We start from the raw sequence: 18,790 nt of genomic DNA, 5'->3' as shown, positions 1-18,790 counted from the left end.
GGGATTCTCATGAAAGCTCCTCCAACTGGACTTGAACCAGTAACCCTTCGATTAACAGTCGAATGCTCTGCCAATTGAGCTATGGAGGATTGCAACGAGATATAACTTTACCGAAGATTTCCGCTAATGCAAAATCGATCCCCTAGGTGCCCCGCAGGATCCTCCGGCGCATCTCCAGCTCCATCAATTCCCTATTGATCTGGGCATATTCCTCGCCTTCAGGCGCCATCTCAGCGCGCTGCAAGCGCCCGATCAGCTCTGCTTTCCGGTGTGTGATTTGAAGCTCAATCAAGCCATTGATGATGTCGGCGCAATAGCGGTTCAGGCTGTGCTCATCCGAAGCCGGAATGCTGGTCACCGCCAGCTCCGAAACGAAGCTGCGCAACTGCTCTGGCACCTCATCGCGGATCACCTCGACCCACGAGGTGGCAGAAGCACCGGCGCTCGAAGCGGCAACGATTCCGTCATGCACCGCGGCGTGCGCCGGAGCCATGAAACGGGCCTCATAAAATGCCTGCCACTGCTCATCCTGCAAGCGCTGTGGCTGCTGGATCACCACTTCCAATGCCTGGCGTTCCAGGCGCATCACCGGGTCGCGATGATCCGGACGTTCAAAAGCTGGTGCAGCCACAGGCTGTTCAGCGCCCTGGGCCGGGGCCGGCAGCTGCTGCTCGGCATTCTTCGGCAGCCGGGCGCGCTTGATCGACGCCCCCACCGACCGGTTGACGTCCTCATTGTTCATGCCAAGCCAGCCAGCCAATTCACGGGCATAGGCCGGGCGGATGGCCGAGTCCTTGATCTGGGCGACGATCGGAGCGGTCTGGCGCAGCGCCTGCACGCGGCCCTCCACCGTGTTGAGGTTGAACTTCTTCAGCTCGGCCCGGATCGCGAATTCGAACAGCGGGCGCTTGAGCTCGATCAGCTCGCGCACCGCCTCGTCCCCTCGATGCAGGCGCAGGTCGCAGGGGTCAGCCCCGCTGGGCTCCACGCAGACATAGGTCTGGGCAATAAAACGCTGGTCTTCCTCGAAGGCGCGCAGGGCCGCTTTCTGTCCGGCTGCATCGCCGTCGAAGGTGAAAACCACCTCGCCCCCGGTGCCGTCATCCTGCAGCAGCCTGCGGGCGATTTTGATGTGGTCGGTGCCAAAGGCTGTGCCGCAAGTGGCCACCGCGGTGGTGATCCCGGCCAGGTGGCAGGCCATCACGTCGGTGTACCCTTCCACCACAACGATCTGCCGGCTCTTGGAAATATGCTTCTTGGCCAAATCCAGCCCGTAGAGCACCTGCGACTTCTTGTAGAGCCCGGTTTCCGGGGTGTTCAGGTACTTCGGGCCCTGGTCGTCTTCGTAGAGCTTGCGGGCGCCGAATCCGATGGTTGCCCCGGACAGATCGCGGATCGGCCACATGACCCGGCCGCGGAAACGGTCGTAGATCCCCCGGTTGCCCTCGGAAAACATGCCGGTCAGCTTCAGCTCGTCATCGGCAAAGCCCTTGGAGCGCAGATGCTTGAGCAGTGCATCCCAGCCCTTGGGCGCGTAGCCGACGGAGAACTGGGCGGTCACTTCCGGGTCGAAGCCGCGGCCGGCCAGGAACTCGCGTCCGGCGGCTCCTTCATCGGTTGCCAGCTGGGCGCGGAAGAACTCCTCGGCCACCTTGTGGGCATCTACCAGGCGCTGGCGCTTGCCATAGTCTTCGCGGCGCGGGCCCGGACCCCCGTCCTCATAGTGCAGCTCGTAGTTGATCCGGGCCGCGAGCAGTTCCACGGTCTCGGTGAACGAGGAGTGGTCCATCTTCTGGATGAAGGCGATCACGTCGCCGGATTCGCCGCAGCCGAAGCAGTGGAAGGTGCCCAGTTGCGGGCGGATGTGGAAGGAAGGGCTGCGCTCGTCGTGGAAAGGGCACAGGCCCTTGTACGAGCCGATGCCCGCGGATTTGAGCGTGACATAGGACTCGACGACCTCGCGCAGGTCGGTGCGGTTGCGCACCTCGTCGATATCTTCGCGCTTGATCAGCCCTGCCATGATTCCCTTCTAGAACAGTTGTGCTTCAGGGGCTTCGCCCTTGACCAGATATGAATGCCACTCGGTCGCCGAGACGTCGGTGAGCGAGGCGACCTGGTCGATCACCACGCGCAGCTGGGCTGCCTCATCGGCGGCGTCTTCCCAGTCTGCGGCGAAGATCGGCTCCAGGTTGTCCCTGCCGGTCTCCACCAGTAGCTGAACCAGCTCGGCCAGCAGCGTGCGCTGGTCCAGATACAGCGGCTGGCGCACCTCGGAGGTCATCACATAGCTGGCGGCAATGCCCTTCATCACCGCGATTTCATGCTCGGTCTGCTCGGGCACGATCAGGCTCGCGTTGTAGCGGGTCAGCTTGCCGGTGCCATAGCGGGCGCGGGTGGCATCCATGGCCGCAGCCGCAAAGCGGCCGATGAACTGGCTGGTCATGTCCTTCAGCCCGGCCATCGAACGGCGCGACCCGTCAAAGTGCGACACCCATTCGTCGCTGGCTTCCAGCCGGCGCAGGGCCGCCTCGATATCGGCCTCGTCGGTGGCCGGCAGGTACCAGTCCTTTGTGACCTGCAGGGCCCGTTCGCGCTGCAGATCCTGCTTCAGCCAGCGCAGCTGCAGCTGGCCGCCGACAATCGCGTCTTCCACGTCATGCACGGAGTAGGAGATGTCATCGGCCAGGTCCATGACCTGGCCTTCCATGCAGACCACTCCGGCTCTCGCCTCCGGGACATTGCGCAGCCAGTTGAAGATCGGGGCATCGTCCTGGTACACGCCGAACTTCTTGGACTTCTTGCCGTTGACCTCGGGCGCATCGGCCTTGAGCCAAGGGTATTTGCAGGCCGCATCCAGCGAGGCGCGCGAGAGATTCAGCCCGGCCGAGTGCCCATTGTGCCTGAAGGTCTTGGTTTCCAGCCGGGTGAGCAGGCGCAGGGTCTGGGCGTTGCCCTCGAATCCGCCGATATCCGCAGCGATTTTGTCCAGCGCCTTTTCCCCGTTGTGGCCAAAGGGCGGGTGGCCCAGGTCGTGGGCCAGGCAGGCGGTATCCACGACATCCGGATCGCAGCCCAGGGCCGCCCCGAGCTCGCGGCCCACCTGGGCCACTTCCAGCGAGTGGGTGAGCCGGTTGCGCACAAAGTCGTTCTGGTTGGGCGCCACCACCTGGGTCTTGGCGCTCAGCCGGCGCAGCGCCGAGGAGTGCAGCACCCGGGCGCGGTCGCGCTCAAAGGCGGTGCGGTAGGACTTCTTGGCTGGCTCGGGCACCCACCGTTGCGTATCGGCTTCGGTATATCCGGGGATCTGAGTCATGATACCTAGTCTAGTGACATTTTGGGGTGCTCGGCGGTTATCCACTTCGAGCGCTTAGCCTCCGGAAATATCCAGCTCAGCGGCCTTGATCATTTCGCGGTGGGCATCGCTCATTTCGCGGTTGTCCAGCCATCCGTCGGGCACATGGGTTTTCTTCGGATGGCCGGCTCGCCCACGGGTGCCTTCGGCGGCCTCGCCGGGGTACGGCAAATCCAGGTCCAGCTGGTCAAGCAGTTCGCGCAGCACAGCCAAGGATGGCACCTGGGCCAGCTGCGAGCGGATTTCCCCGCCGACCGGGTAGCCCTTGAAGTACCAGGCGATGTGCTTGCGGATATCGCGCATCCCCTTGCCCTCGTCCTCGAAGAACTCGGTGAGCAGCTCGCCGTGGCGGTACACGGTGTCGGCCACCTTGCGCACGCCGGGGCGGAAGCGGTCCGCGCGGCCCTCGAAGGCCGCCTGCAGGTCGCCGAAAATCCACGGGCGGCCCTGGCAGCCGCGGCCAACCATGACCCCGGCGGCTCCGGTCTGCTCGACCATGCTGATCGCATCTTCGGCACTGAAAATATCGCCGTTGCCCAGCACCGGCAGGTCGTCCATGGCCTCGCGCAGGGTGGTGATGGCCTCCCAATCCGAGTGGCCGGCGTAGTACTGGCCCGCGGTGCGGGCGTGCAGGGTCACTGCCGCGGCCCCGTGATCGCGGGCGATCTTGGCGGACTCCAGGTAGGTCAGGTGGTCCTTGTCGATGCCGGTGCGGACCTTCACGGTCAGCGGGATATCGCCCTTGGCCGCTTCTGAGGTCGCTGCCTCGATGATCGAAGTGAACAGGTCGGTCTTCCAGGGCAGGGCCGAGCCGCCGCCCTTGCGGGTCACCTTGGGGACCGGGCAGCCGAAGTTCAAGTCCACGTGATCGGCCAGGTTCTCGTCAACCACCATGCGCACCGCGGCGCGCACGGTGCCCGGGTCCACGCCGTAGATCTGGATCGAGCGGATCTCTTCGTCGGGGTCGTGCGAGATGATGCGCAGGGATTCCGGGTTGCGTTCCACCAGGGCGCGGGCGGTGACCATTTCGGTGACGAACAGCCCGCCGCCGTATTCGCGGCACAGCCGGCGGAAGGCGCGGTTGGTCACCCCGGCCATGGGCGCAAGAACCACCGGGGTATCGATGGTGAGCTTGCCCAGCTGCAAGGGCGGCAGCTTCAAGGTGGGGGTGTTATTCGGCGCATCAGTCAGGGTCGTCACCTGTCCATTATCGCGCATGCAGGCAAATCGGTAACTGAGATCTTGATCAAATCGTGCCCTGAAGCATCTGGCTCCTGCCCTGCTGCGGGTGGAAAATAGGGCAATGACAAGTAATTTTTCGGTCGCCAGGGTGGTGCTTGTCGCGGTGGCCGCCGCCTGTGTGGCCTTGGTTATAGCCGCGTTGCTGGTCGTTGCCCTGCGGCCTTCGGCACCCTTGCACGATGAATCAACCCCCGAAGGCGTGGTGCAGCGCTATCTGCTGGCCTATCAGGCCGGGGACCTGGCCGCCGTGCGGGATTTCACCGTGGACGGCGATTCTCGCCAGCTGTGCAATCCCGAGTCCCTGGGCAGCGGGCAGTTGGACATCGCGCTGGTCCGCTCCACGGCCAGCGGCTCCCGGGCCAGCGTCCATGCCAGGATCGAAGGCGGCGATTCCACGATTCTTCCGCTGCTCGATGGCTCCAGCTACGAGGATGTGTTCGAGCTGCGCAAGGCCCAGGACCGGTGGCTGATCGAGCGCATGCCCTGGCAGGTCGGGCTGTGCACCGAAAAGGAGCTGGGATACTGATGGGCTCCGCGACTTCGGCCAGCAAGGCACCGGTCACCAGCGTGCTGCGTCCGCTGATCATGCACGGCCTGCTGTTTGTGCTGCTGATGCTGTTCCCGGCGGGCCTGTCCACGCTGCTGGAGGCGCTGTTCAACGGGTTTGACGGCGAACGGGTTTCCGCCCAGCAGCTGGCGGTGGCCTATTCCTATACCCTGGTCGCCGGCCCTCTGGCCTGGCTGCTGTGGCGGGCGATCCGCAAGAAATTGTCCCGGCCCTCTGCCGCCGATTCTGCGATCTGGTCCCTGCAAGCCTCCGGGGTCTACCTGGTTTCGCTGATTGCTGCCAGCTGCTCAGGCCTGGGCCTGCTGGCCGGGCTGGTCAACCGGGCGCCGGAGGGCGCCTGGCAATCCTCGCTGGGCACCGCGCTGAGCTGGGGTGCTCTCTGCGCCTGGCAGCACCAGCAGCTGGCCTCCCCGAAGACAGCGCCGCAGCTGCTGGAACAGCTGGCCGGCACACTGGGCAATGCCTTCGGCATGCTGCTGTTCGCCCTGTCGCTGGTCTGGACGCTGCGCGTCGCGCTGCTGATCCTGATCCGCCCGGACACCACGCTGGCCGGCCCTTCCGATCTGGATCGGCTGCTTGCCGCGGTGATCTGGCTGGCCGGTTCCGCGGCCCTGTGGTTCTGGCATTGGAAGTTGCGCCGCGTGCAGGAGCAGGCCGATGGCTTCAGTTCCCTGGCCTTTGTGGTGCTGGCCATCGCGGCCCCCGCGGCCGCCTGTTTGCTGGCCACCGCGGCGCTGGTGTCCTGGGCCCTGCCGCTGCCCTGGGATCCGGCGGCCCAAGCCGAAGAATTCCGGTCCGACGTCCCGATGCTGGGCGCGATCATGCTGGCAGCCGGGCTCATCTGGCTCTACCACCAGCTTCAGCTGCGCTCCGGGATGCATGTGGCCGCCACGGCCAGCGCGGCCCGGCTGGCGGTCAGCGGCATCAGCCTGGCGCTGCTGGCCACCGGACTGGGCATGGTGGTCAACGCGTTGCTGGCATCCATCTCCGCCCTTCCAGGCAGCGATGCGTCGGCCGAGGTGCTCGGCGAGGGCTTGGGCCTGCTGCTGGTCGGCGCCATTAGCTGGTTCGCTTTCTTCCGCCCGCTGCAGCCGGCCTGGCCTGCCTCGCGCGGCGCCTACCTGGTGCTGTTTTTCGGGGCCAGCTCGGTAGTGGCTCTGGTTGCGCTGCTGGTGCTGGGTTACCGGATCTTCGCCTACTTCCTGGAACCGGGCACCGGCTACGGGACGATGCTCGATACCGTGCGCGGACCACTGGGCTGGCTGGTGGCCACCGCCGCGGTCGCCGCGTACCACTATGCGCTGTGGCGTTCGGGCAGGGCGCAACGGGCCGAGTCCGCCGCGCAGGATCCGGCCCGATCGCACGCGACGCCACAGCGTAGGACGCTGGTGCTGCTCGCCCCGGCCGGATCTGAACGCCTCTTCGCGCAGCTCAGGGCCCTCGGGGAACTGAATGTGCAATGGATCCGCGCGTCCGGCCCGGCACTGGATGACGAGGCCGACGCGGCCGTGTTCGCACGGATCGTTGAACGCCTGGCCACCGAGCCGAGCTCATTTTTGGCCAGTGCCGGATCGGACGGTGCCGTCCAATTCACCGAGCTCGCCTAGGCCAGCTGCCATGGCCTCAGGGCAACAGGCCCAGCAGCACCCCGCCGGCGGCGGCCATCGCGACAACAATCCACGGGGCCGTTTTCCAGGCCGTCAGCAGCACCAGGCACAGCAGCGCCAGCATGAAGGAAGCCGCCGAGGTGATGGCCGCGGTGAAGACCGGATCATAGAGGGCCGCAGCGAGCACGCCCACCACCGCGGCATTCGCCCCGCGCATCGCCGCGCGGGCCTTGGGCCAGCTGCTGATCCGGTTCCAGAACGGCAGCACCCCCAGCAGCAGCAGGAAACCGGGCAGGAAAACCGCCAGCAGCGCCAGGGCCGATCCCAGCAACCCGCCCGGGCCGGACTCGGCCAGCACCCCCAGGAAGGCGGCGAAGGTGAACAGCGGTCCGGGCACGGCCTGGGCCGCCCCGTAGCCGGTGAGGAACTGCTGTTCGCTGACCCACCCGGGTTCCACCAGCGCGCTTTGCAGCAGCGGCAGCACCACATGCCCACCGCCGAAGACCAGCGCGCCCGAGCGGTAGAAGGCGTCGAGGAAGGCGAGCAGATCGGAGCCGGTAGCCAGGGCCAGCATCGGCAGACCCACCAGCAGCAAGGCAAAGGCGCACAGGCACGTGATGCCCAGCGCCCGGCTGACCGGCAGGCTGAACCCTGCCCCGGCGGCCCCATCCTTCTCGCGGCAGAAGCAGTACCCCGCCACCGCGCCGAAGGCAATCGCGGCGATCTGCCCGATAGATCCGGCCAGCAGCAACGCCGAACCGGCCGCGACCACCGCGATCGAAGCCCTGGACCTATCCGGTGCCAGGGACTTGGCCATGCCCATCACCGCCTGGGCGATAATGGCCACCGCCACGATCTTCAGCCCGGTGAGCACTCCGGTGCCCAGCTGCCCGGTGAACAGCGACGCCCCGTAGGCGAAGACCGCCAGCAGCACCGCGGAGGGAAGGGTGAAGGCCAGGAATGCGGCCAGCGCCCCGCGCAGCCCGGCACGATGCAAGCCCAGACCGAAGCCGACCTGGCTGGAGGCGGGTCCGGGCAAGAATTGGCTCAGCGCCACCAATTGCGCATACTGCTGGTCATCGAGCCAGCGGCGGCGGTCGACAAGTTCTGCGCGGAAGTACCCCAGATGGGCGATCGGCCCGCCGAAGGAAGTCACCCCGAGCTTGAGGAAGACCCGGAAGACTTCGCTCGCCGATCCCTGGGTGAGGTGCTGTGGTTCCATGGATTCCAGCATAGGGGCAGCAGGAAAACGGCAGGTAAACGCGTGACCTGCCGCGAACTCTCAGTTCAGGGCCGGGGTTTTTTCCCTGTCCCTGCCGTTGACTTTCGGTGGCCTGCCAGCGAAGCCAGGGCCACGGCCAGCAGCGTCAGGATCGTGCCCATGACGGTCGCCGGGGAAACCGAGGAACCTGCGGCCGGGGCGAGGACATCGAGCAGCAGCGATCCGATCAGCTGCCCGCCCACGGCCGCCAGGCTGGTGACCAGCACGCCCAGGCGCTTGATCGCCATGACGGTGATGCCCACAAACAGGCAGCCCAGCAGCCCGCCGCTGTAGTACCACCAGTGCGCCGGGAAGGGGTTCAGCCCGATCCCTGCCGGCAGGCGCAGCAGCATCAGCGCCACCAGCACGACGAAGCCGGTGGCGAAGTTCACCAGCGCCGCCGCGGCGGCCGTGCCGTAGGCCGCTGCCTGCACCCCATTGGAGGCAGACTGGAAGCCCATGAGCACGCCCACCACCGCCGAAAGAATCATCGGCAGCAGCAGGGCCAAGATGTCGGTGCCGGCACCGCGCGGACTGGCCGCCCAGATCACCCCGGCGATGGTTAGCACGGCGCCCAGCAGGCGCAGGGCGCTGATCTTGCGCGGCGGCGCCCCGCCAAAGCCGATCTGGTCCATGGCCATGGATCCGATGCACTGCCCGGTGACCAGGCAGACGGTGAACAGCGCCACGCCAACCAGCGCAATCGCGGTGGCCTGGCTGAACACGACCAGCGCGCCCACGACTCCCGCCGCCAGGTACCAGCGCGGGAAATCACCCCGGGCCAGCGCGCCGGGCACCCGTGCCACCGAAGCGCGCACCGGCGGGATCAGCAGCGCCAGCAGGACAAGGGCCGCCAAGCCCACCCCGAAGCTGATAGTGGATGCGGTGATCGCATCCCCGAGCGCCGCGCCCAAGGCCCCGTTGATGCGCGATTGCGTCGACAGCAGCAGGCCGGCGGCGACGGAGAGCAGCACGAAGAAGAACGTGCCGCCGGTGCGCCGCTGCGGTGCGGTGCCGGGTTTCGGAAGGGTGCCGGGTTTCACGCAAGCTGCTTTCGTGCCGGAGGGCGGAAGGGGCCGGGAGGAGGCAAAAGCGGGACCCGGCGAACCGGGTCCCGCTTGAGCTGGCACTACTTGGCTGCGTCGCTGGCCAGGATGTGCGTGGTCGAAATGACCGTGGCCTGCTCGACGCCGGCCAAGGCATCAATCAGCGACGCCAGGATGAACATCGAGGAGTCAACCTCCAGTTTCACCGGGTACTGGTGGATCAGCATCGCGACCATATCGCGCACCGCCTCGGCCACCTCGTCATCGCTGAAGGCCGGATTGTGGCCCACCAGCACATCCGAGGGGGCGTCCTCGCGGGCCGGGACATAGCTGACCGCAAAGGCCAGCGGAACCCCGCCCTGGCTCTTGGGCTTATCGCGCAGCACCAGCGCCGCCTGGGCGCCGGTGTGCTCGTCGAGCAGCATGCGCTGGGCCGAGCCCACCGTCATCTTGGCCGGATCCCACTGCTCATGGACCTTGTTGTAGAAGTCCATGACCAGCTTGGTCAGCTCGACGCTGCCTGTGGACAGCTCCTCGATCACCCGGTCGTTGGTGTCGAACACCGGCTCGGCCAAGGCGCCGGGCTCCAGGATGACATCGCGCGAGACCTGGATTTCGCCCAGGCCCAGTGCCTTGCAGAAGCCGGCTGCCGCGGTGGCCGGATCGCCCGGGGTCACCGTGTAGCGGGCCTTGAGCTGCTGTGCCTGATCGGCCGGAATCTGCTGGCGCAGCTTGGCGACCAGCGCGGTGCCCACGCCACTGCGGCGCTGCTCGGCGGCTACCTCGACATACAGCCACAGGCGCTGCGGGTGCAGCGAAGAAGCGAAGACCACGCCGGCGCCGATGGCCACGCCATCAACGCTGGCCACCAGCGTGCGGGAGAACGGCGCATCGCTATTCTCCCGCAGCATGGTGCGATCCTGGTGGGCCTGCGGCGAGCGCGGATCGCCAAAAACCTGCAGCAGCTCCAGGTCGTCCCCGGAGCGCCAATCGCGGAATTCCAGTTCGTTCATCGGGCTCTAGGCTCCGTTCAGGCGCTCGGAAAGGTAGGTGGTGACATGGTCCAGGGACACGCGTTCCTGGGCCATGGTGTCGCGCTCGCGGATGGTCACTGCCTGGTCTTCGAGGGTGTCGAAGTCCACGGTGATGCAGAACGGGGTGCCGATCTCATCCTGGCGGCGGTAGCGGCGGCCGATGGCGCCGGCATCATCGAAGTCGATGTTCCAGCGCTTGCGCAGCTCGTTGGCCAGGTCCTTGGCCTTCGGCGAGAGGTTCTCGTTGCGCGAGAGCGGCAGCACGGCGGCCTTGACCGGAGCCAGGCGCGGATCGAGCTTGAGCACGGTGCGCTTGTCCACGCCGCCCTTGGTGTTCGGTGCCTCGTCCTCGGTGTAGGCATCGACCAGGAAGGCCATCATGGAACGGGTCAGGCCGAAAGAAGGCTCGATCACGTATGGGGTGTAGCGCTCGCCGGTGGCCTGGTTGAAGTAGGACAGCTCGGCGCCCGAAGCCTTGGCATGGCTGGACAGGTCGTAGTCGGTGCGGTTGGCAACGCCCATGAGCTCGCCCCACTCCGAACCCTGGAAGCCGAAGCGGTACTCGAAGTCGATGGTGCCGGCCGAGTAGTGCGCGCGCTCGTCTTCTGGCACGTCGAACTGGCGCAGGTTTTCTTCCTTGATGCCCAGGTCCAGGAACCATGCCCAGCAGTCCTTGACCCACTGGTCGAAGAACTTCGGCGCATCTTCCGGCGCGGTGAAGAACTCGATTTCCATCTGCTCGAACTCGCGGGTGCGGAAGATGAAGTTGCCCGGGGTGATCTCGTTGCGGAAGGCCTTGCCGACCTGGCCGATGCCGAATGGCGGCTTCTTGCGGCTCGCGGTGAGCACGTTGGCGAAGTTCACGAAGATGCCCTGCGCGGTTTCTGGGCGCATGAAGGCCAGGCCCGCTTCAGAATCCACTGGACCCAGGAAGGTCTTCATCAGACCGGAGAACATCTGGGGTTCGGTGAACTGGCCCTTGGTTCCGCAATCCGGGCAAGCGATCTCGCTCATGCCGTCCTTGGCCGGACGGCCCTTCTTTGCTTCGAAGGCCTCGATCAGGTGATCCTGGCGGTGGCGCTTGTGGCACTGGATGCACTCGACCAGCGGGTCGGTGAAGGTCGCAACGTGTCCGGATGCTTCCCAGACAGCCTTTGGCAGGATGATCGACGAGTCCAGGCCAACCATGTCTTCGCGGCCGCGAACGAAGTTCTGCCACCACTCGCGCTTGATGTTTTCCTTCAGCTCGGTGCCCAGGGGTCCGTAATCCCATGCGGAACGGGAACCACCGTAAATCTCACCAGCCTGGAAAACGAAGCCTCGACGCTTTGCGAGGGAAATTACCTGATCTAGCTTGGACTGTGGCGCCATATCAACTCCAATGGAAATTACGAGGCCGCTGGTTGCGGTCCGTAGAAAAATACATACCGTTCAAGGGTATCGTTTCCACGGCTCTGAGACTAAGCGGATGCGGGTAACGCGAAAGTGAACTTCCCCGCTCTTCGCTGCATCATGGCACCTTCCTCTCCCGGATAGGGAAGAATGGAAGCCATGAGTGCCAATGAAGCTTTTGACCTAGAAATCCGCGACGAATCCATCCGCTTGGGCCAGCTGCTTAAACTGGCATCCCTCGCCGAGGACGGAATCCATGCCAAGGAGCTCATTTCCGAGGGCATCGTCACCGTTAATGGCAAGGTCGACACCCGCCGCGGAGCTCAGATTCGCCCGGGCGACGTCGTCTGTGTCAATGGCGAGTGCGTAAAGGTCGCATCGCAGCAGTAGTCACTTCTGCTCGAGAACAACCTTCTTGAGGAACGCGTCGACGTCTTCAAGTTCTTCCATGCTGACCGAGTGCCCAATTTGCGGATAGGTTTCGCTGGTCAGCTCGGCGTGCTTGGACACCCATCCAAGGGTGTACTCAATCTTGTCCCGGGTGATCACCGGATCTGCCAGATCCCTGCCCCAGAACAGTGGAATGGGATTGCGTTGCACTGCTGCGTCGTCGAAAATCTCTAGATCGCGCGGTTCAACGGCAAAACCGGAAAGTCCCACCACCGCGGTGATAGCGTCGCGCTGGAATCGGGCCAACGAAGTTGCCATCGCCATGCCTTGCGAGAACCCCAACAGCGTCACCGACGAATGTTGCTTGCTCAGTGGTTCCAGCAGCTCCCATAGCGCCACCACGCTTTGTGAGACGGCCTCGGCCGAGTAATCAATTTCTTGGGTCAGCGGGAACCAGCAGTATCCCGGACCGGTTTGCAATGGTGCGCGCACCGATAGATAAGTGAATTCTTCCGGAAGGTAGCGCGAGAGCCCCATCAGATCTTGTTCATTTGATCCGTACCCGTGCAGGAACACCAGAAGAGGCGTGCCCAATCGAGAATCGTCGTTGCGGGAAATGATGGCGACCGGTGCGGTCTCGGATGAAGTCATGTGCTCAAGATTAGCGAATACCGCAGTCGGCGGTCGGCCGTATTGCTCGGTAATCACCGGCAGATGAAAGAATTTTTCTTTCAACGAACATCGTGAACGACGTTTTTCATTCGGGCAGCATTGAACTTGTTGGCTGAATTGCGCGCACAAAGAGCTCCCGAGATTCGCGGCGACTGAAAAATCTTGTCACTCTGGATATGTTGATGGATTCTAAGCTGACCTCTGGCCAACTCAGTAGGAAACGACTGAAAAAAATTTTCATTCCCGGACGCAGCAGGTGTCCTCTATGCCGAAGAAGACGGACAGAAGTCGCGTTGGGCTTAGGCAATCAGCTTCGATGCTGTCACCGTTCCGTGCTTATGGATGGTTTGAAATTCCGTAGTGACAGAAAATTTTTGTCACTCAACGATTCACAGATGATCCGTGCCGGTCAGGCAGAGTCAGCTAATGGGTCCGGTTCTGCCGGATAGCCGAGAACTCTCCTCACATCTGAGTTCAACTGAACCTGTGGAATAGAGCGCGGATCAGGTCTCTGCGGGCAATGATCATTCACGTGATCCAAGCTCTCCACAACATCAACGCTCTCTGGAGTAACAATTACATGCAGCCCATGTGGCGTTAGCCAGGATCTAGTTCCATCGGGCCGAGCCTGAATTTTCCAACCTAATGCATGCTTGAACATTTGATGCTGCTTGCACAACAGGTGCATATTGTCTCGATCGGTTTTGCCACCATGGGCCCAATCGTCAATATGATCCATTTCTGAAAGGTCAGCACTGCGACGGCAACCGGGGAAACAACAGTGAACGTCCCTGTGCCGAAGCAAATCCTTCATTCCCTGCGTGGGTTTGTACTTTTTGCGTTCAACATCAATAACTGCGCCTGTCCACGGGTCAGTGAGCACGCGCTGGAAAGACGGCGCGCCCTGGGCCAATTGCAGCGCCAGGCCCGCAGGGATAGGTCCTACGCCTTCCAAATCAGCAAGGGCTCTGGTGGGATCTACCAACATGTCCAGCGCCGGAATAGTAATCGACAAACGCGGCTTCAGTGGAGTTCCTTCGCTGCCTGGCCAACCGTTGATCAATGCGTCAGCGTACAAATCCGCCATCAACTGGTCGCTAGTGCGCTCGTCTTCGGGGTCAATAACCTGGTCCGCCGCCCAACGAAGGGTGCTTGCTATTGACTTGATTATGTCTGCACGGTGAGTGAGCTTGATGGTGCCCATTCCGCTGTCATCATCTATCCAGTACGATACTTTGCGCGAAGCTTCTGATTTCCTATGGCGTTCTTCAGCTGACTCCGGGTTCATCCGATCGTGAAATCGCCGGGCCCTTTGATAAATAGAATCATCACTAGCCGTTTTTGCGGCGGGCAGCAGGATGTGCTCCATGATCTCTATTTGTTCTGGAGTGAGGTCCTGCGCGTTCTTTACCAAGAAGCGAGCGGCTTTCAAGGTAATCTCCCCAGCAGCTAACGCCATCAGGGTGTCTTTGCAGACGTAGCGCAATCCCTTTGCATAGAACATTCGCTTGCTAACCATCTGCGGAGTTTCCCTCAAGGCGATGGCTGCTTCAGCAATGAAGTTGGAGTTGATCATCTGCTCATCGCCGGGGTCGACACGATAGTATCCGGCGCTGCGCTCAGCTTCGCGAGCCTCCTCAGGCGAGTCGGACCGCAATTCAGCAAGGGTGTCGGAGAATCCTTCACCAATCTGTTCAACTGTGTCAGCCAGCAAAGTGGCAGTAAGCCCTTCAAGATGGCTGTGCATCCGCTGAATCTTCTTCAACCGACCCAGGGCATCGGCAGCCCCGGAGACCGGGCCGGCATTAAAAAGCTCGGCCGCTGTATTCATCATCGGTCCATTAAACAGTTGATGCTCAATATGGCTCGCAAAGAATGAATCCGCGTGCGATTCCTTGCGTGCGCCCGGAGGCAGCAACGGCAGACGATGTTCATCGTCATACTTCTTCTGTAAATTCTGGATTTCCCATATTCAATTTTCCCGCCAGGCACCGACAGTTTGGCCCGGATTATCACGGAATGTGGACAGCGATCGGAAATTTTTTCTTGAATTTCTCACCATGAATTCGGGCATTGCCACGGCTAGCCAGTCGGCAGGTTTCCAGTGCCCAGTCATGTGTGATTGCGAAATGGTAAATCTTTCAGCCATCGAGTGTTCGAAGCTACTTTTCATGTTTGGCTAGTAATTAGATGCAATTAATCACGCCAATGAATTTTCCTCAGCAGAGTGCTGGGTATCTACGAATGAAGGTGCAATGAAAAATAGTGAGATCCTCAACAACTTCGATGATTCGGTTTCTGATGATGGTATCAATTTTGGATATATCGAGGACGAGTTTTCCACCGGATCCAATTTTATTGATACGTCCTTCTCAGTGATGCCGATCCTCCTGGGTTTGTTCGTGGTGGTCTTCGTCGCCGCGGTGATATTCATCGTCTACATTCAGACGCGAAATTACCGCAAGATCAAAAGCGCTGGAATGGATCCGATTACTTTCGAATCCGACCTGAAGACTAAATTGGCCCAATCCAGCCTGTTGGCACCCAAGCAGTCCCTGGAAGCTAAATTGGAGGAGCTCTCCGGCCTCCGGTCCCGTGGCATGATCACAGCCGAAGAATACGCGCAGGCTCGCCAGGATCTACTCAGGGACTGGCGCGAAGGGTGAAGTAGATCATCCCGGAGGCTGATTGACGGACAGTTACCATAGGGTAACAATGTAGATTGTGCCTAAAGATCTAGACCTTGAAACTCCCGATTCCACAACAGAGACACTTCATCCATGGCGTCGCTTCGTCGCTTTGGGCGACTCTTTCACCGAAGGAATCGGTGACCCCGATCCATCAAATCCCGGCCGGCATTTGGGCTGGGCCGACCGTCTGGCCCAGGAGCTGAGCAGCACGGTTCCAGACTTTTCCTATGCAAATCTGGCGATCCGCGGCCGGTTGATCGGGCAGATCGTCTCGGAGCAGGTTGCACCGGCCATTGATTTGAAGCCGGATCTGATTTCACTGTGCGCAGGCGGCAATGACGTGCTGCGTCCGGGCGGGGATCCGGACAAGATTGCCGATATTCTCGACGGAGCGGTGGCCGAGCTGAGCGCGACGGGGGCGACGCTGCTGATCGTCACCGGTCCGGATATTCGCGATACACCGGTGCTGGGCAGCATCCGCGGCAAGGTGGCGATCTACAACGAGAATATTCGTACCGTGGCCGCGCGCTACGACGCGATCGTGGCCGACATGTGGGCCTTGCGCGAACTGCACCAGTCGCAGATGTGGGCACCGGATCGCCTGCACTTCTCCCCCTTGGGCCACCAGCGGATTGCGGCCATGGCGCTGGATTCCCTGAACGTGCCCCACTCGATCGACACCGAGGTGGCGCCCGTGGCGGATGTTCGAAGCTGGCGGGAGGCGCGGATCGAAGACCTGCAGTGGGCACGCGCGCACCTGGCTCCGTGGGTCTTGCGCCGGTTGCGCCATCAGTCCTCGGGCGACGGAATCACCCCGAAGCGCCCTTCTGCGGTGCCGTTCACCGCGCCAAAGCCCAACGATTCCCTGGGCGCCGGCGACAGCGCGCAGTAGTAGCACTGCAGCAGCACAGCGCGAAGGGACAGCGTCCACCGAAAACTGGTGGGGCTGTCCCTTCGCGGTGCTGATCTAGCGGCTGAAAACCAGGCCGCGCAAAACGCCATCGAGCTGGCTTGCATCGGTGAGGAAGCCATCATGGCCGATCGGCGAATCGATGTAGTGCACCGGCGTGGGGGTGGCCAGGGAAGCGGCCAGCTGTTCGGATTGCTCCGGGAAGTACAACCGGTCCGAGCTCACCGCGGCCACCACCACATTGACCTTTTCAAGCCGAGCCAGTGCGGCGCCCAGCGATTCGTAGCCACGAGCCACGTCATGGCTCATCAGCGCCTCGGTGAGCAGCAGGTAGCTGTTGGCATCAAAACGATTCACCAGCTTGGCCGCCTGGTGATCCAGGTAGCTTTCCACCTGGTAGCGTCCGCGCGGGCCGTCGAACTGGCCGGCAGGCTGCTCGCCGGGCTGCGCGGCCCGGCCAAAGCGGGCCTGGAGCTCGGCCTCGGAACGATAGGTGATGTGCGCCAGGCGCCGGGCCAGGCCCAGGCCCTCATCCGGCCGCGCACCGCTGGAGTAGTAGTCGCCGCCGTTGAAGTTCGGATCCAGCCGGATGGACTGGGTCTGCACCTGGGCAAAGGCGATCTGTTCCGCGGTGGCCTGGGCGCACGAGGCCATCACCACCAGGTTCTTGACCTGTTCGGGGAACTCGACGGCGAATTCCAAGGCGCGCGCCCCGCCCATCGACCCGCCAATCACCGCATGCCAGGAGGTGATGCCCAGCAATTGTGCGAGGCGCGCTTCGAGGCGCACCGCGTCCTTGATGGTGACAAAGGGGAAGCGCGATCCATAGGGCACGCCATGCTCGTCGGGCGACGACGGGCCGGTGGAACCATTGCAGCCGCCGATCATGTTCACGGCGAGAACGAAGTACTTGCTGGTATCGATGGTGGCCCCGGGGCCGACAAACCCGTCCCACCAGCCGGCACTGCGCGAATCGCCCTGGGCGACGTGGGCGTCGCCGGTCAGCGCATGCATCACCAGCACGGCGTTGGAGCCGTCGGCATCGAGGGTGCCCCAGCTTTCGTAGGCCAGCTCTACCTGTGGCAGGTAGCCGCCGAATTCGAAGTGGTGCCCGCCGACGGCCCTGCGGCGCATCATGCCGTCCCGGCCCTCGGCAAGCTGCGGTTCTTCGGTGGTTGCAATGGATGCCATGTCTAGAGGGTTTCCTGCAATTCCTTGTTCGCCCCGTCCGATTCGCCCAGGGCGGCAACAGCGTTGAAGCCCAGTTCCAGGTCGGCCAGGATGTCCTTGATATTTTCCAGGCCCACGCTGATGCGGACCAGTCCCGGGCTCACCCCGGCGGCGATCTGGTCGGCCTCGGAAAGCTGCGCATGGGTGGTGGAGGCCGGGTGGATAGCCAGCGAGCGGACATCGCCGATGTTGGCCACGTGGGAGTGCAGCTCAAGCGCGTCCACAAACGCCTGGCCGGCAGCCGCGCCGCCTGCCAGTTCGAAGGCGATGATCGAGCCGGCGCCGTGATCGCTGTACTTCTTGGCGCGCTCGAACCAAGGCGAGGAGGCCAGGCCGGCATAGGCGACCTTCTGCACCTCGGCGCGGGCTTCGAGCCAGCTGGCGGCCTCGCGCGCATTTTCGCCATGGCGCTCGATGCGCAGGGACAGGGTTTCCAGCCCCTGGGCGATCAGGAAGGCATTGAATGGGGAGACTGAGGCGCCCAGGTCGCGCAGCAGCTGCACGCGCGCCTTGAGGATGTAGGCCAGGTTGGCACCGAGAATGCCGTTCACGCCCAGATCGCGGGCGAACACCAGGCCGTTGTAGGACTCGTCCGGGGTGTTGAAGCCCGGGAAGCGCTCCGGGTCCTGGGCGAAGTCGAAGTTGCCCGAGTCCACGATCACCCCGGCGATCGCATTGCCGTGCCCGCCCAGGAACTTGGTGGCCGAGTGGATGACGATGTCGGCGCCGAATTCGATCGGGCGAATCAGGTACGGGGTGGCCAGGGTGTTGTCCACCAGCAGCGGCACGCCATTTTCGTGGGCGATCTTGGCGACTTCCTCGATGTCCAGCACGTCCTGGCGCGGGTTGGAAATGGTTTCGCCGAAGAAGGCCTTGGTGTTCGGGCGGACCGCGTCGCGCCAGTCCTGCAGGTTATCCGGGTCGGCCACAAAGGTGACCTCGATGCCCAGGCGCTTGAGCGTGTGCTTGAGCAGGTTCTGGGTTCCGCCATAGAGGCTGGGGCTGGCCACCAGGTGGTCGCCGGCTTCGGCCAGGTTCAGGATCGCGAAGGTGGTGGCTGCCTGGCCCGAGGAGAGCAGCAGGGCCCCCACGCCGCCCTCCAGATCGGCGATCCGGGTTTCCACCGCGTCGGTGGTCGGGTTGCCGATGCGGGTGTAGATCGGTTCCAGCTCCTGCAGCGCGAAGCGCGCGGCAGCGCTCTGCGCGGTCGGGAAGACAAAGGAAGTGGTCTGGAAGATCGGCAAGGCCCGCGCGCCGGTGGCGGGATCCGGGGTCTGCCCGGAGTGGATCTGACGGGTTTCAAATGACCAGTTGCTGCTCATGGTTTCCTCCAAAATAGTTCATGCGACTTTGGGGGTAGACCACTGAGAAGACACCGAGAGGAAAGACCTCGCCA

Annotated in this window: 16 protein-coding genes and 1 tRNA gene; 5 read left to right on the top strand and 12 right to left on the bottom strand. The window is 63.2% G+C overall.

Translation table 11 applies throughout. From position 1 onward, the window contains the following. Window positions 1-16: 16 nt before the first annotated feature. The 4 genes from AC6CHO_RS10760 to dusB all read right to left on the bottom strand — a co-directional run bounded on the left by AC6CHO_RS10760 (window position 17) and on the right by dusB (window position 4,570). Window positions 17-89, bottom strand: a tRNA-Asn gene (locus AC6CHO_RS10760). 53 nt (window positions 90-142) lie between these two features. Further along, complete coding sequence (dnaG, locus tag AC6CHO_RS10755; protein WP_498214996.1) at window positions 143-2,020, bottom strand: DNA primase; 1,878 nt, start codon at window positions 2,018-2,020, stop codon at window positions 143-145. 9 nt (window positions 2,021-2,029) lie between these two features. Then, complete coding sequence (locus tag AC6CHO_RS10750) at window positions 2,030-3,313, bottom strand: deoxyguanosinetriphosphate triphosphohydrolase (protein ID WP_498214995.1); 1,284 nt, start codon at window positions 3,311-3,313, stop codon at window positions 2,030-2,032. Window positions 3,314-3,367: 54 nt separating this feature from the next. Then, window positions 3,368-4,570: a tRNA dihydrouridine synthase DusB gene (dusB, locus tag AC6CHO_RS10745; RefSeq protein ID WP_206693469.1), complete on the bottom strand. Its 1,203-nt coding sequence runs from the start codon at window positions 4,568-4,570 to the stop codon at window positions 3,368-3,370. 85 nt (window positions 4,571-4,655) lie between these two features. On the opposite strand from dusB, the gene AC6CHO_RS10740 reads away from it, so the two are divergent. After that, window positions 4,656-5,120 (top strand): hypothetical protein, encoded by a 465-nt coding sequence (locus AC6CHO_RS10740; RefSeq protein ID WP_498214994.1) that lies wholly within the window; start codon window positions 4,656-4,658, stop codon window positions 5,118-5,120. Further along, entirely contained in the window at window positions 5,120-6,769 is a 1,650-nt protein-coding gene (locus tag AC6CHO_RS10735; protein ID WP_498214993.1) for a DUF5671 domain-containing protein, read from the top strand. Before AC6CHO_RS10740 ends, AC6CHO_RS10735 begins: the two co-directional genes overlap by 1 nt. A 16-nt stretch (window positions 6,770-6,785) precedes the next feature. On the opposite strand, the gene chrA is transcribed toward AC6CHO_RS10735, so the two are convergent. The 4 genes from chrA to AC6CHO_RS10715 form a co-directional block, all read right to left on the bottom strand. Beyond that, window positions 6,786-7,991, bottom strand: a complete 1,206-nt coding sequence (chrA, locus tag AC6CHO_RS10730) for a chromate efflux transporter (protein WP_498214992.1) — start codon at window positions 7,989-7,991, stop codon at window positions 6,786-6,788. Between the two features lie 65 nt (window positions 7,992-8,056). Further along, on the bottom strand, window positions 8,057-9,073 hold the full coding sequence (locus tag AC6CHO_RS10725) for a DMT family transporter (protein ID WP_498214991.1): 1,017 nt from the start codon (window positions 9,071-9,073) through the stop codon (window positions 8,057-8,059). Between the two features lie 86 nt (window positions 9,074-9,159). Beyond that, a complete protein-coding gene (locus tag AC6CHO_RS10720) occupies window positions 9,160-10,089 on the bottom strand; it encodes a GNAT family N-acetyltransferase (protein WP_060700984.1) in 930 nt (309 codons plus the stop codon). Window positions 10,090-10,095: 6 nt separating this feature from the next. Further along, entirely contained in the window at window positions 10,096-11,481 is a 1,386-nt protein-coding gene (locus AC6CHO_RS10715; RefSeq protein WP_498214990.1) for a glycine--tRNA ligase, read from the bottom strand. Window positions 11,482-11,661: 180 nt separating this feature from the next. Here AC6CHO_RS10715 and AC6CHO_RS10710 point away from each other — a divergent pair, with 180 nt between their 5' ends. Continuing rightward, entirely contained in the window at window positions 11,662-11,892 is a 231-nt protein-coding gene (locus AC6CHO_RS10710; protein ID WP_060703304.1) for an RNA-binding S4 domain-containing protein, read from the top strand. On the opposite strand, the gene AC6CHO_RS10705 is transcribed toward AC6CHO_RS10710, so the two are convergent. Both AC6CHO_RS10705 and AC6CHO_RS10700 read right to left on the bottom strand, forming a co-directional pair. Then, a complete protein-coding gene (locus AC6CHO_RS10705; RefSeq protein ID WP_498214989.1) occupies window positions 11,893-12,543 on the bottom strand; it encodes an alpha/beta hydrolase in 651 nt (216 codons plus the stop codon). Between the two features lie 430 nt (window positions 12,544-12,973). Continuing rightward, window positions 12,974-14,398: an HNH endonuclease signature motif containing protein gene (locus AC6CHO_RS10700; protein WP_498214988.1), complete on the bottom strand. Its 1,425-nt coding sequence runs from the start codon at window positions 14,396-14,398 to the stop codon at window positions 12,974-12,976. A gap of 421 nt (window positions 14,399-14,819) precedes the next feature. Between AC6CHO_RS10700 and AC6CHO_RS10695 the strand changes: the two genes are divergently transcribed. After that, complete coding sequence (locus AC6CHO_RS10695; RefSeq protein WP_498214987.1) at window positions 14,820-15,230, top strand: SHOCT domain-containing protein; 411 nt, start codon at window positions 14,820-14,822, stop codon at window positions 15,228-15,230. Between the two features lie 58 nt (window positions 15,231-15,288). Continuing rightward, on the top strand, window positions 15,289-16,146 hold the full coding sequence (locus AC6CHO_RS10690; RefSeq protein ID WP_498214986.1) for an SGNH/GDSL hydrolase family protein: 858 nt from the start codon (window positions 15,289-15,291) through the stop codon (window positions 16,144-16,146). A 75-nt stretch (window positions 16,147-16,221) separates the two neighbouring features. Here the strand turns inward: AC6CHO_RS10690 and metX are convergent, their stop codons facing one another. After that, window positions 16,222-17,355, bottom strand: a complete 1,134-nt coding sequence (gene metX, locus AC6CHO_RS10685; protein ID WP_498214985.1) for a homoserine O-acetyltransferase MetX — start codon at window positions 17,353-17,355, stop codon at window positions 16,222-16,224. A gap of 2 nt (window positions 17,356-17,357) precedes the next feature. Further along, window positions 17,358-18,716: a bifunctional o-acetylhomoserine/o-acetylserine sulfhydrylase gene (locus AC6CHO_RS10680; RefSeq protein WP_498214984.1), complete on the bottom strand. Its 1,359-nt coding sequence runs from the start codon at window positions 18,714-18,716 to the stop codon at window positions 17,358-17,360. Window positions 18,717-18,790: the final 74 nt, after the last annotated feature.

The sequence above is a fragment of the Glutamicibacter sp. GQ173 genome (assembly GCF_059759215.1).
Note: the sequence above shows the minus strand (reverse complement) of the source record. Positions and strands in the feature narration are given on the sequence as shown.

What these genes read in the sequence shown, in the direction of transcription:
- AC6CHO_RS10735 (WP_498214993.1), top strand. Translation starts at nt 5,120, where the DNA reads ATGGGCTCCGCGACTTCGGCCAGCAAGGCACCGGTCACCAGCGTGCTG.
- dnaG (WP_498214996.1), bottom strand. Translation starts at nt 2,020, where the DNA reads ATGGCAGGGCTGATCAAGCGCGAAGATATCGACGAGGTGCGCAACCGC.
- AC6CHO_RS10695 (WP_498214987.1), top strand. Translation starts at nt 14,820, where the DNA reads ATGAAAAATAGTGAGATCCTCAACAACTTCGATGATTCGGTTTCTGAT.
- AC6CHO_RS10710 (WP_060703304.1), top strand. Translation starts at nt 11,662, where the DNA reads ATGAGTGCCAATGAAGCTTTTGACCTAGAAATCCGCGACGAATCCATC.
- AC6CHO_RS10680 (WP_498214984.1), bottom strand. Translation starts at nt 18,716, where the DNA reads ATGAGCAGCAACTGGTCATTTGAAACCCGTCAGATCCACTCCGGGCAG.
- AC6CHO_RS10700 (WP_498214988.1), bottom strand. Translation starts at nt 14,398, where the DNA reads ATGATGAATACAGCGGCCGAGCTTTTTAATGCCGGCCCGGTCTCCGGG.
- chrA (WP_498214992.1), bottom strand. Translation starts at nt 7,991, where the DNA reads ATGGAACCACAGCACCTCACCCAGGGATCGGCGAGCGAAGTCTTCCGG.
- AC6CHO_RS10740 (WP_498214994.1), top strand. Translation starts at nt 4,656, where the DNA reads ATGACAAGTAATTTTTCGGTCGCCAGGGTGGTGCTTGTCGCGGTGGCC.
- AC6CHO_RS10715 (WP_498214990.1), bottom strand. Translation starts at nt 11,481, where the DNA reads ATGGCGCCACAGTCCAAGCTAGATCAGGTAATTTCCCTCGCAAAGCGT.
- AC6CHO_RS10750 (WP_498214995.1), bottom strand. Translation starts at nt 3,313, where the DNA reads ATGACTCAGATCCCCGGATATACCGAAGCCGATACGCAACGGTGGGTG.
- dusB (WP_206693469.1), bottom strand. Translation starts at nt 4,570, where the DNA reads ATGCGCGATAATGGACAGGTGACGACCCTGACTGATGCGCCGAATAAC.
- AC6CHO_RS10720 (WP_060700984.1), bottom strand. Translation starts at nt 10,089, where the DNA reads ATGAACGAACTGGAATTCCGCGATTGGCGCTCCGGGGACGACCTGGAG.
- AC6CHO_RS10705 (WP_498214989.1), bottom strand. Translation starts at nt 12,543, where the DNA reads ATGACTTCATCCGAGACCGCACCGGTCGCCATCATTTCCCGCAACGAC.
- metX (WP_498214985.1), bottom strand. Translation starts at nt 17,355, where the DNA reads ATGGCATCCATTGCAACCACCGAAGAACCGCAGCTTGCCGAGGGCCGG.